Here is a 12,276-nt window from a genome sequence, read left to right as displayed (position 1 = left end):
GGAACGTAAATATTATTTAAAACTCTGGGAGATGGAGTATAACTATAATCGATCACATCAAGGAATTGGCAATTTAAAACCAATTGATATGTACCGAATGCAGCATCCGTCTCACCTAGTAACTCGTAATATAAGTTGATTTGTCATTACAAGTAAATGGTAGCGCGTAGAGAGACTGCAACCGTTAAAATGAGCGATTTTGCTCCATTTTAACGATAGTTAATCCCTCTACTCTATACTCTATGCCCTCTACCTAAGTTACATCGCAACACAGATTATTTATTTAAATGGATCAGGGGGATTTTTGAATAGGGTACTCATAGTGACTGTGGTTTCAATCCTCCTCCGACGGCGTCTCCGGAGGAGCGTAATTTTGCAGGGCATTGCGTAGGATGTACTGGATGCGTCGGCGCAATACCCGTGGTTTCAGCACTTCTACCGACTGCCCAAAACCCAGGATCAGGCGTTCGAGTTCGTAATTGTGATGAACGTAAATGCTGATGAGGATGCTACCGTCCTCGTAGCGTTCCAGCAATTGTTGGGAGTGATGAAAGGGTTTGGTCAGCACGTAGGGGGCATTGGAACGGTCTACCTTCAATTCTACACTGATCAGTTGCCGGTCGGTCATCACCGTTACACCAAAGGTATTGCGGTAGAAGGCTGCGGCATCGAAGTTTTCCATCCTGTAGGGAATGGAAAGGTCATAGATGATCTGAATGATCCGGTCCAGCGCGAGGGTGAAAATGCGTTCTTCTCCGTCTTTTCGGCCCACCACAAACCAACGGTTGTTGAATTCCTTAAGAATATAGGCGTGAAAGGGCAGCACAGAGGAAGAACGGGCCGTAAAAGACTGGTAGGTGATCCGCAGGACGATCTTTTTGAGAATAGACTGATAAAGCGTATCCAGATGCTCGAGACCTTTTAAATTCTCGTTCTTATCCAGGTGAATAATGGCCGGCTGGTGGGTCTTTTCGGTGTAGATCCGATCTTCCAGGCGCTGGATCACGCCACCCAGCTCCGAGAACAGGGAAAAGTCTTTGAACTGTCGCAGCATTTCCACCGATTCCGACAGGATGCTCATATCCGATTCGTTCAGAGGAACGTCGGTGATGGTAAAATCCTCCTCTTCGTAAGTATAGAATTTCCGGTCGTAGACAACAATGGGGGCGTTGTAGCCCAGCTTATCACTGCGCATCATCTGGATGTCCAGCTGGACGGTACGCTTACTGACCTCGGCATCTTTACCTTCGTATTCGTAAAGCGCATCCGAGCAGGCATCGATCAGATCATTCAGCGTCCAGCGCCGGTGCCGGTTCTGCAGGCACTTGTCGATGGTGCGATAACGGATAAGTGCATTCTTATTTAGGGCCATAGCGCACAATTTTTTTGAAAAAATAAAAATAAATTACAAGTGCGCAAAATAATTGCGCAGTAGGCTTGCAGCTTTGTATTGTCAATTGAAACGAATCAAAAAATTAAAAAAGATCAGTCATGAAGATTACCGGAAATACCTTGATCGAAATGGGATACCAGCCGGGTAAGTGGTTTAAAGAGGCGCTGGCATACGCCAACGAGCAGGCGTTGGAAGGTAGTGATCTCGTGACTTATCTGGATGGGATAAAACCCGAACCGCATATTGAACTGCACGATAAAGCGAAGCCTTTCGCCGTGAACATCGAAGCCGAAAACGAACTGGAGGCCGAGAACGTCAAAAAGGTGGTCGAGTCCATGCGGCAATTGATGAAAACGCCTACCGTTGTACGGGGCGCGATCATGCCGGATGCCTGTCCGGCCGGACCGAAGGGAACTATTCCGGTGGGAGGCGTGGTTATTACCCAGAATGCCATCCACCCGGGAATGCATAGCGCGGATATCTGCTGTTCCGTGATGCTGACCGATTTTGGTAAGACGGAGCCGCAACGCGTACTGGATGCAGCCCACGCGGTAACGCATTTCGGAGCCGGTGGACGCGGAGAGGACAAGCAATTCAAGCTACCGACCGAACTGGAAGAAGCATTTCGTGCCAATAGCTTTCTGAACAATCCGAAAATTCTGGCAATGGCCCAGTCTCATCTGGGAACCCAGGGAGACGGAAACCATTTTCTGTACGTGGGACGTTCGGCGAGTACCGGCAACACGATGATGGTTACGCACCACGGATCCCGTGGGGTAGGAGCGATGCTGTACAAAAAAGGAATGCAGACGGCGGAGCGTTTCCGCAAGCAGATCTCAAAAGATACGCTGAAGCACAATGCCTGGATCCCTTTTGACACCGAAGAAGGACAGGAATACTGGGCGGCCCTGCAGCTGATCCGCGCCTGGACCAAGCAAAACCACCGGGTGATCCACGGAGCAACCGGTGAAGGGCTGAAAGCCGAAATTCAGGATCAATACTGGAACGAGCATAATTTTGTTTTCCGTTCGGGTGATCTTTTTTACCACGCCAAAGGGGCTACTCCGCTGGATGAGCGCTTTATGCCCGACATTACCGGGCCGCGCCTGATCCCGCTGAATATGTCCGAACCGGTACTGGTGGTAGAAGGGGAGACCACGGAAAATAACCTGGGCTTTGCTCCGCACGGTGCGGGTAGGAACTTAAGCCGTTCGGCGCATAAAAAGCGCCAGGAAGGGATGAGCGATGAAGCCATTTTTGCACGGGAAACCGCCGGACTGGATGTCCGCTTTTTCTCCAATGAGATCGATATTTCCGAACTGCCGACCGCCTACAAAAATGCGCAGTCGGTCCGTGAACAGATGAATACCTTCGGCCTGGGTACCGTAGTGGATGAAGTGATGCCCTACGGATGTATCATGGCCGGAGACTGGCAAAGAAACGCGCCGTGGAAACGGCGCAAAAAAAAGCAGGTCAAATAAGCGTTACTTCCAAACCTTTCCCAAAGTTATACGCTTGTGATTACCTGCGCAAAGGGGCAGTAGCTCAGTGGTAGAGCAGGACAGTTTATGCATTACCGGGAAACCGGTCAATATAAACTTACTGCAGCGCTTTTAACGCCCGGGTCGTGGGTTCGAATCCCACCTGCCCCGCCCTTTGACGGTCAAAACAGACTTACTCCAAATTAGGGATGGTAACCGGCGAATGCCGGCCCATATATTCAGTCTGCTGATTACCGTCAGTTTTTTAACCTTTTTTTCGGATGGATCTTATTAGCCTCCGTTTCCGGTCGTAAACGCCCGGATCACGGAAGGCCAGAGGTATGGTTTTTGGCCATCTGGCACTCCATTGCTCCTACTGATCCTCCGATGCACGCTAAACCTGAATGTGATGAAAACTAACCTACTTAAGATCAGCCTGCGCAATCAGGCCATCTATATTCCGAAATCCTGTGTGCTGCAGGAAAAAGCTCCTTTCAATGAGCATACGTCCGCATTACTGGCAAACGTAAAAAGTCTGGGCTTCTCTTTTTCCGAGTCCCTGCTCTGGAAATTGAACGGTACCCATCCGGCCTATAAAATCGCCGTCCTGGATACGCTCCGGGAAGTGATGGGCGTGCATAAGAACTGGACCCCGCTGGTGAAAGGCTGGGATGTACCGACCGGTGAATCCGCTCTGGACCACGTAGTGACCCTTTTTGCCAACGTGCTGGGCTACAAAAAAGGAACCACCCTGGCCTGCGGCCACCTCATCCCGGAAAATACCTTTCCGCTGGAGCGATACAACGGTTGTCCGTTCTGTGGTACGCCCTTTACCTTCGGTACCCTGGAATTCCGCAACCAGGGAAGTAAACTGAAAATACTGGAACTGTGGGAAGAAGGTGACCTGCAGCACTATTTCGAAGCGCTCCTGAGCTCCAAAACCGCTCTGGATGCCACCCAGGTCGATAGCCTGAAAATTTTGCTGACCGAGTTGCCATTGCCTTCCGAACTGCGGATCGGGATGAAGGAAACCCTGATGCTAGTAGTGGATACACTGATCGAGCAGGATCGGGCTGCGGAAGCGGGACGTTTTTTCAAATCGCCGAATGACATCCTGCGCTACCTGTGGTACAAGCACACCGGCTATCTGCAGGTCATTCAGCCCAAAACGATCGTAAAGCGGACCACAGCGAATCAGCGCCACCGGTACCAGCCACTGGATACGAGTGCTCAGGCAACAGTTCATTCCCGGGCTTCCCTGAAGCTGAAATATTCCCGCAAGCAATGCCGGATGGTCGCCCGCTGGCTGAACGATCTGTCGCTTAAGGCCGAAGCCGCCTGTGAGCAGATGCATCCGAAGCGGGAAATGTGGGTGCGTTTTATCCGAGCTTTGCGGCTGGCGGAATACAGCAAAAAAAAGGGCTACGAAAATCTGGCGCATTTGCTGGACGTCTTTTACAATGAGACTTACGACGTTTGGGAAGGACGCGTCAGCCACCACCGCCTGCGTTTGGATGCCGACAAGACCTTTCGTCTGCTGAAAAAGCGGCCGGGATTGTTTTCCCGTTCTCTTTTTTCCAATATGCTGTGGTTCGGCGCGGAGGAAACCATCCGGCATTTCCGGGAAGTACTGGATGAAGTGCCGGCCCGCCTGGTATTGAGCCTGAACATGTACGCCCCGCACTACTTTACGCCGGGCAATGATCGCTCGGTGCGCCCGCTGGGTGGAACCCGCAAACTCATTCCGCCCAACCGGCTGCTGAGTTTGTACGGTCCGGATCGACTGCAGGACATGCAGGATCAGGTAGAGGCCGTTTCGCTGGAAGTGATCCGCCGTCGGTTTGTCGGGGAAACTCCGGTAGGTACGAAGATCTACGTGGATCCCATGCTGAATCATATGCCGCTGGCCATTGGCGAGCGCAGTGAAACCCTGCAGGACATGCCCAGTGCGCTGATGGGAACCCGTTTTCCCGTAGCGGGAAGTACGATCCGGTTGTTCATGCAGTGGGGAGAGGGATTGCCGGCTCAGCATCTGGACATGGATCTCAGTTGTAAGATCGCCTACGACGGGCGGGTGGATTATTGTTCTTACTCCCAACTGACCACGAAGGGATGTAAGCACAGTGGAGATATCCGGTCCATTCCCAACCTGGTAGGTACGGCCGAGTATATCGATGTGAATGTGGATAAACTGGACCGGGCCGGTGCCAAATACGTTACCTTTACCTGCAATGCCTACAGTGCCGGAGCATTATCTCCGAACCTGGTGGTAGGATGGATGGACAGTAAATATCCGATGCGTATCTCCTCCCGCACGGGAGTGGCCTACGATCCTTCCTGCGTACAACACCAGGTGCGCATTACCCAGGGCGTTAGCAAAGGGCTCGTATTCGGTGTACTGGATGTAAAACAGCGTGAGATCATCTGGCTGGAAATGAGTTTCGGCGGACAGGTCGTCCAGAATCTGGACGTTCGCAATGTCGAAGCTTTGCTGGCAAAACTAAACTCCCGAATGAGCATTGGCCATTTGCTCAGTATCAAAGCCGAAGCCCAGCAATTGGAATGCGTGGATGATCCGGAAATAGCCGATGAGGTCTATGATTTGCAGTGGGCGATGAATGCAGCGGCTGTGACGCAATTGTTCCTCGATTAGGAACAGTAAGCACAGCGCGTGGGGTTGGAGATCTGGAGGCATTCTGCCCCGGCTCCATCCCCCACGCGCTACTGCTTTAATTACCTTCCGGCCTGCGATAACGCACCGGAGCTTCCGGTTCCGGTTTTAGTTCAAATTCATTTTCCCGCAGCAGGCGCATGGCTTCTTCCACGGCTGCTTCCAGTTGGGGATCATGTCCCTCCAGTACCCGTTTGGGTTCCTGGATCACTTCAATATCCGGTGATATTCCTTCTCCTTCCACGGCCCATTCTCCGTTCACATCGTAGAAACCACCGCGGGGCGCCACAAATCGGCCGCCGTCAATGAAGGGAGGGGTATCCCAGGTACCGACGAGGCCGCCCCAGGTCCGGGTGCCGACCAGCGGACCGATCTTCGCTTCTTTGAACATATACGGAAGCAGATCACCACCCGAACCGGCACGTTCGTTAATGATCATGACCTTGGGCCCCCAGATGCCCGCCATGGGAGTTGTCCAGGGACGACGGTCGTTGGCGGCACTGTTGAAAAAGCCGAAAAGCTGGCGATTCATGATGTCGATCATGTAATCGGCCGCCGAGCCGCCGCCGTTATTGCGTTCGTCGATTACTACTCCTTTACGATCCTGCTGGGCAAAATAATAGCGGTTGAAATACGCAAAACCGTTGCCACTGGTATTGGGCACATACACGTAGGCCAGTTTGCCGTCGGAAAGTTCGTCTACCTTACGGCGATTACCCTCTATCCAGTCGAAAGAGCGGAGTTGGGATTCACTGGAGATCGGTTTTACCGTCACCTGGCGGGCACCGTTCATGTTAGGCGTGTTATTGACCGTGAGTACCGTCTGGCGGTTATCCGTTTCTTCGAAGAAACTATAGATGTTCTGGCTGCCGTCCAGTTCCCGCCCGTTTACGCCGAGGATATAATCACCAGTATTAATGCCCAGTCCGGGTATTGCCAGCGGGCCCGATAGATTGGGGTTCCAGCTCTCACCGGTGTAAATCTTCTTGATGCGGTAGCGATCGTTCTCAATGGCATAATCCGCACCGAGCAAACCAACGCCTACCCGCTCCACGTCCGGCATATCGCCTCCCCGTACGTAGGAGTGACCGACGGAAACTTCACCGCTCAGGATATCCAGTACATAGTTGAGGTCCGAGCGATGGCGAACGTCCGCTATCCAGGGGCTGTACCAATCCCAGACTTTATCCCAGGGAGCGCCGTGCACGTTTTCCACGTAAAGGAAATCCCGCATGTAGCGCCAGCCTTCTTTGAAGATCTGTTGGTATTCCGCTCCGGGTTCGATCTTGATGCGCAGGTTCATCGACAGGCGTCCGTCTCCCGATTTGGGTTTGGATTTAGTGTCCACAATGGACCAGCCGTTGGTGCGTACCAGCATGGATTTGCGATCGGTGGAGGTGACTCCTTCCCGAACACCGGTCATAAATTCGGAGTTCTCCTGCTTTTCGAGATCGTATTTGTGCAATACCGCACCACTTTCATTGGGAACGGATTCCAGTATGAACACCGAACCGGCCGGTCCGGCGAGCAGCCCTGTATAATTACGGGAAGGAATGTCAACGGCCAGAATGCGGTTGCTGATGCCCGCCGGGGTGATATTCACCTGCACTTCTTCGTCCTTCTTTTCCTCTTTTTTCTTTTCGCCGGTGCTTTCATCACCCGTTTTCCACATGAAGGGAGAAGATGTGCTGTCATCCAGCACGATCAGGTACAGGTTGCGACTCAGATCCGGATCGTAACTGCTCATATCCAGCCAACCGGATTTAAGCCCGTAGTTCGTACTGGCCAGAAAATAGAGGTATTTCCCCGCTTCATCCCAAACGGGCGTAATGGCGTCGGCCATGCCGTCGGTAAGCTGGTGGCGTTCTCCGGATTCGACATTGTAAGCAAAGATCGCTTTGAAGTGGCTTTCCAGTTGCCGGGCGTAAGCGATCCATTTGCTGTCCGGCGACCAGACCGGGTTCATGTCCCGGTTGGGGTGGGCGTAGCGGTCGGTATCTACTTTTTGGGTAGCTCCCGTTTCAACGTTGACGTACCAGATATTGTAATCGGTATCGGTATAGGCAATGAATTTGCCGTCCGGCGACCAGTCCGGTTGGAAATAAAAAGTCGGATTGGGTAAAGGAAGTGTTTTTTGCACACTGCCCAACTGGTCGGCGATGACGAGTCGGTATTCTCCGCTTTCGTCCGAGAACCAGGCGATGCGGTCTCCTTTAGGCGACCAGACCGGCGCCCGGTCGGCAATGCCGGAACTGTTGGTCAGGTTGCGCCAGTCACCTTCCTCTTTGGGTACACTGAATATCTCGCCCCGGTATTCGAAAAGCGCTCTTTTTCCACTGGGGCTGATCTGCGGATTGCGCAGGGCATTGGCTGCCACATCTTCCCAGCGCGGACGCGCAAAGTTCATATCTCCACGCACCTCGATAGCGACCTGTTTGCTCTCCCCGTTGGCGGGATCCAGCAGGTGCAGATAACTGCCCTGTTCGTAGACGATGCCGCCGGGGCCGGCGTCGAGGCTTTTGACGTCGTAATCTTTGTGGAAAGTAACCTGGCGAAGCGCCTGGGTGCTCGGGTTGAAGGCCCAAATATTGCTGGCGTAATCTCTTTCACTGAGGAAGAACACTTCGTCGCCGTACCAGACCGGGTCGAGGTGTCTTTCGCGGGTAGGTTGGGGCGTACGGATCAGTTCTTTGGTTTCCAGATCAACGATCCAGATCGGCATGGCCTGTCCGCCGCGATAATTACGCCATTCCGGGTCCCAGAAAGTGATGGGTACGTAGGCGATATGTTTCCCGTCGGGAGAAACTTCTCCCCAGGCCGCTCTCGGTACGCCGATCGCTGCGGGTAGGTTGCCCTCCAGGTCTACGGTATAGAGCTTATTCAAATGGGTGGGATAGCCTTCCCGCCCGGAACGAAACAGGACCTTGTTGTCGGGCGTCCAGCCCTGCACTACATCCGCACCCGGATGGAAGGTCAGCCTTTGTGGATTACCGCCACCGGCGGGCATTACATATACGTCTGTATTACCGTCATATTCGGCCGTAAAGGCAATGTATTGTTCATCGGGAGAAAAATGCGGCTCGCTTTCGGTGCCTTCGTTACTGGTTAGTCTTTGTGCAGTGCCGCCATTACGATCGGCCATCCAGAGATCATCGGCGTAAACAAAAACGATCTTTTCGGTGGAAAGCGTCGGCTGTCTCAGTAAACGAGTGCCCTGGGCAAAGGTGATCTGTCCTGCGGACAGCAGAACGATAAGGTAGAAGAGTTTTTTCATATTGAGTGCGTGGTTTTATTCGGTTTTCGGTAGCCGGTTTAGCTCGGTGGCCGCACCGGTTCGAACTGGATACATACCGGGGTCGGAATGTTCAGTTCGCCGATCGGCTCTAGTCTGCCGCTGGCCGGATTGATCCTGAAATAAACAATGTTATCGCTGTTTTGATTAGCCGCGTAGAGGAATTTCCCGTAAGGGTCGATCGCGAAGTTCCGGGGAACTTCGCCGGAAGTGCTCTGGTGACCTTTGGGAGTCATTTCGCCGTTATTGTCATCGATCTCGAACAGGGCAATGCTGTTGTGCCCGCGGTTGGAGCCGTACAGATAGCGGCCACCCGGCTCAATGTGGATATCCGCACAGGTATTATCTCCCGTAAAATCCATGGGCAGGGTGCTGACGGTTTGCAGGGCCTGCAGGTGTCCGTCGGCACGATCATAACTGAAGGCGGTGATGGTGCTGTTGAGTTCGTTAATCGCGTAGAGCAACTGCCCGTTGGGGTGAAAGGTCAGGTGTCGCGGACCGGCGCCCGGGGCCACCTGGGCGAATGGGGTAGCGGCCGGTTCGAGTTTGCCGCTGTTCTGATCGATCAGAAAGATCATGATCTTATCGGTACCCAGATCCGCCACGTAGGCAAAGCGCCCCTCGCGGTCAATGGTCACCGAGTGCGGATGAGATGCCTCCTGCCGGGCGTGCGGACCGGAGCCTTCCAGGTACTGCACATCGGAAGCGGGCAGCAGGCTGCCGTCATCCTGAATGGGGTATACGGCGATACCGCCCATGTAGTTGGCTACGAAAAGGTATTTGCCGGAAGGATGGACCGCCAGATGACAGGGTGCCAGGCCGTGGGACATCTGCCGGTTGAGCAATTGGGTTTTTTCCCCGCTCAGGGAATAGGCGTATACATAACCGGTAGAATCCGTACCGCCGCCGATCTCGCTGGCGGCATACAGATATTTGCCGTCCGGCGAATAGATCACATAGGAAGGATTGACGATGTTCGGAACGGTGCTCACGCGGAACAGCTGGCCGTCGCTGGTGTCAGCGGAGATCTGGTAGATCCCTTTGGCTTTACCGTCCACATGGCCTTCCTTGCGGGTGTAGGTACCTACAAATGCTTGCATACGGTTTGAACTTGAGACTTCCCGGGCAGGCACCTGTTCGGTATTTTCGGTAACGGACTTCGAGGTACAACTACCAGTGAATAAGAGACTAAGGAGGACAAAGTAGATATTAGGTCGCATATTAGTAAGAAGGTCACTTTTGCCCTAAAGGTACGCAATCCTGATTATTTTAACTCTGCAACCAATCCTTTCGTTTTATCCAGCTGGCGGAAAAAGCCTTCGAGGTAGTTGAGCATCTCTTTTTGCTTACCCTTCTCCAAAAGGGGATGAGTCTGAACGGGTTGCAATAATTCAGCTTCCCGGGTGCTGAAAAACTGGATTAGATCCAGCGCTTCCTGTTCTTCACAGCTCAAACCCCGGTAGAGGCGCTGGGTTACGGAGCGGATAGGCAGGGATTCGTGCGGTACGGCGTAACTGGTGCCCACTACGGCCGAATAGTCAAAATCATAAGGTACGGCAACCAGTCTTTTGAACGGAGCACCACCGATAAATTTCAGATTATGGCCATTATAAACATTCCAGTCGGTATTGCCGATCATGTACTGGAAGAAGGCCATTTGCCGGTAGGGATCCTTCTCCAGAAAACTTTCCCGGTAACTGGTGCGCTCGGCCTCCTGCAGGGCAAATCTGGCCGCCAAAGTCTCGACGGGCTCAATGATAAAGGCCAGCAGTTCCTGGTCGTTCTTTCTACCTTCGCTGTCGGTCAGGTGGATACGGACCATTTGTACCCGCAGGCTCAGGGCGGACATCTGTCCGTACATGCGATAGGTCAGGAATTCGGCGATCAGATCCTGTTCACTGGGCATGGTACTCCGGCAGGGCAGCACGATCTTCAGGTCGTTATGGGGCAGCCAGCCGCGATCGGTCATGTCTTTTTTCTTGAATTTGAGTTTCAGTGGGGGGATTTGGCAAACCTCCCTGCGCATGTTTCCCCGCAGGCGTACTTTGCCGGAATAGTCTTCCGTACTCCCGTCGGCGAAGGTGACGGATACTTCCGCTTCCTGATAGACTTCCTTATCCGGGTTGCGGAACAACTGCCCCAGATTGGTGTGGATCCGAAGGTCGATGGTTTGATCATCTCCGGTATACCAGTGATCAAAAATAGTGGCGATAGCGGTTGCTTCCGGAGTTTGGGCCCACTGGGTCAGGGGCAGGATGGCTAGTAAGAGGAAAAAGCAGGTGCGGTGAATACGGGTCATGGCCGTGAGTTTTTTATCTAAAATAGTGTGGTAATGTGCTGATCGGCAATGAATTTCTATTAATACCAGGGCAATTCCGATCAATACTTGTAATGTATATTTAAAGAAGGAGAAAAAGGTTACCTAATTTTTGGTTGGCCGGGCTGGGTTAGCGAATGACCGTTCCGGCGCGTTTTTCCGCCATTAGGGGTGGGGAAATTGCAGGATCGAGGGGGATTTGGATATGGGAAAATGTAATGTCGAACAGTTAAACTTAATAAAGCTTGTCTTCACCGCGAAGGCCGCGAAGCCGCGAAGTTTTACAATGACTTCTTTCGAGAAACATGAGTCATCCCGAATTTTGGCCTATGCTGAAATTCGGGATGCTTATTTTATGAGGAAAAGGAAAAGCCCCTTGTATATTTGGGTATCTGACCACACCAAATCACAAGGGGCTATGTTCAAAGAACGTTTGCAAGATAAGTTAAATCAGGAAAGTGCACCAAAAGCATCACAATTTTTACTGTGTCAGGTTGCTGCTTATTTATCTCCACTAGATCAGGTACTGGATCGTCAACTGGACAAACGCCTGGTGCGTACCTTTTTCGATCTGTTCGTTTCCATTCTTATTTTTCGTCACAGTAAAATGGGGCTACTCCTGAGTGAGTTGGGGGCTTATATTTGTGGTCCGGCTCACGCTCCGGCCGGTACCAAACGGATCAGCAATTTACTACGGTCTAAAAAGTGGACGGCATCGGTAGTTGATCAGTTCTTATTCGAGCGTACCCGTCAAAACGTGCAAGCCTTGCAGCAACAGAGTAAGCGGCCGTTAATGCTGTGGGATGATTCCCGGATAGAGAAGCCTGAGAGTTGGTTTTTGCAAGGGCTGTGTAGTGTATACAGTAGCAAAGGCCGACGGCTGACCAAAGTCAAAAGAGGCTTTTATCGGCCTCCGGTAAGCCGGATCTGCGTACCCGGTTTTAAGTGGACGGCCGTCATGCTGTCGGCTCTTGGGAGTGTGCCCAGTGTATGTCAGATGAGCTGGTGGACCACCCGGGGTAAATTTAAAGAAGATGGCCCCAGCATTATCTATCGATTATTAAGAGCTGTAAAACAGGAGATTGGGAGCTTAACTCATGTACTTGACCGAGGCTATGCCAA

6 protein-coding genes, 1 tRNA gene and 1 pseudogene are annotated in these 12,276 nt (G+C 52.4%); 4 read left to right on the top strand and 4 right to left on the bottom strand.

Annotated features, from left to right (window positions below; translation table 11 throughout):
- Positions 1-334: 334 nt before the first annotated feature.
- A complete protein-coding gene (locus tag CRP01_RS41170) occupies positions 335-1,372 on the bottom strand; it encodes a helix-turn-helix transcriptional regulator (RefSeq protein ID WP_099155949.1) in 1,038 nt (345 codons plus the stop codon).
- Positions 1,373-1,491: 119 nt separating this feature from the next.
- Here CRP01_RS41170 and CRP01_RS41165 point away from each other — a divergent pair, with 119 nt between their 5' ends.
- From CRP01_RS41165 to CRP01_RS41160, 3 genes are all read left to right on the top strand, one after another.
- Entirely contained in the window at positions 1,492-2,874 is a 1,383-nt protein-coding gene (locus CRP01_RS41165; protein WP_099155948.1) for an RtcB family protein, read from the top strand.
- A gap of 53 nt (positions 2,875-2,927) precedes the next feature.
- Positions 2,928-3,045: transfer RNA gene (locus CRP01_RS42660), tRNA-OTHER, on the top strand.
- Positions 3,046-3,283: 238 nt separating this feature from the next.
- Positions 3,284-5,527 carry a hypothetical protein gene (locus CRP01_RS41160; protein WP_099155947.1) on the top strand — a complete coding sequence of 748 codons (2,244 nt, stop codon included), beginning with the start codon at positions 3,284-3,286 and terminating at the stop codon, positions 5,525-5,527.
- 76 nt (positions 5,528-5,603) lie between these two features.
- Here the strand turns inward: CRP01_RS41160 and CRP01_RS41155 are convergent, their stop codons facing one another.
- The 3 genes from CRP01_RS41155 to CRP01_RS41145 form a co-directional block, all read right to left on the bottom strand.
- A complete protein-coding gene (locus CRP01_RS41155; RefSeq protein WP_099155946.1) occupies positions 5,604-8,819 on the bottom strand; it encodes a S41 family peptidase in 3,216 nt (1,071 codons plus the stop codon).
- Between the two features lie 38 nt (positions 8,820-8,857).
- Entirely contained in the window at positions 8,858-9,937 is a 1,080-nt protein-coding gene (locus CRP01_RS41150) for a lactonase family protein (RefSeq protein WP_170110762.1), read from the bottom strand.
- Between the two features lie 164 nt (positions 9,938-10,101).
- On the bottom strand, positions 10,102-11,136 hold the full coding sequence (locus CRP01_RS41145; protein WP_099155944.1) for a hypothetical protein: 1,035 nt from the start codon (positions 11,134-11,136) through the stop codon (positions 10,102-10,104).
- A 304-nt stretch (positions 11,137-11,440) separates the two neighbouring features.
- Here CRP01_RS41145 and CRP01_RS42810 point away from each other — a divergent pair.
- Positions 11,441-12,276, top strand: a pseudogene (locus tag CRP01_RS42810) (hypothetical protein); the annotation flags it as partial.

It is taken from the genome of Flavilitoribacter nigricans DSM 23189 = NBRC 102662, from assembly GCF_002646595.1.
GTDB classification, from domain to species: Bacteria; Bacteroidota; Bacteroidia; order Chitinophagales; family Saprospiraceae; genus Flavilitoribacter; species Flavilitoribacter nigricans.
Note: the sequence above shows the minus strand (reverse complement) of the source record. Positions and strands in the feature narration are given on the sequence as shown.

Bases quoted from the DNA above. Each gene is read 5' to 3' on its own strand.
- CRP01_RS41145 (WP_099155944.1), bottom strand. From the start codon at position 11,136: ATGACCCGTATTCACCGCACCTGCTTTTTCCTCTTACTAGCCATCCTG.
- CRP01_RS41155 (WP_099155946.1), bottom strand. From the start codon at position 8,819: ATGAAAAAACTCTTCTACCTTATCGTTCTGCTGTCCGCAGGACAGATC.
- CRP01_RS41160 (WP_099155947.1), top strand. From the start codon at position 3,284: ATGAAAACTAACCTACTTAAGATCAGCCTGCGCAATCAGGCCATCTAT.
- CRP01_RS41165 (WP_099155948.1), top strand. From the start codon at position 1,492: ATGAAGATTACCGGAAATACCTTGATCGAAATGGGATACCAGCCGGGT.
- CRP01_RS41170 (WP_099155949.1), bottom strand. From the start codon at position 1,372: ATGGCCCTAAATAAGAATGCACTTATCCGTTATCGCACCATCGACAAG.
- CRP01_RS41150 (WP_170110762.1), bottom strand. From the start codon at position 9,937: ATGCAAGCATTTGTAGGTACCTACACCCGCAAGGAAGGCCATGTGGAC.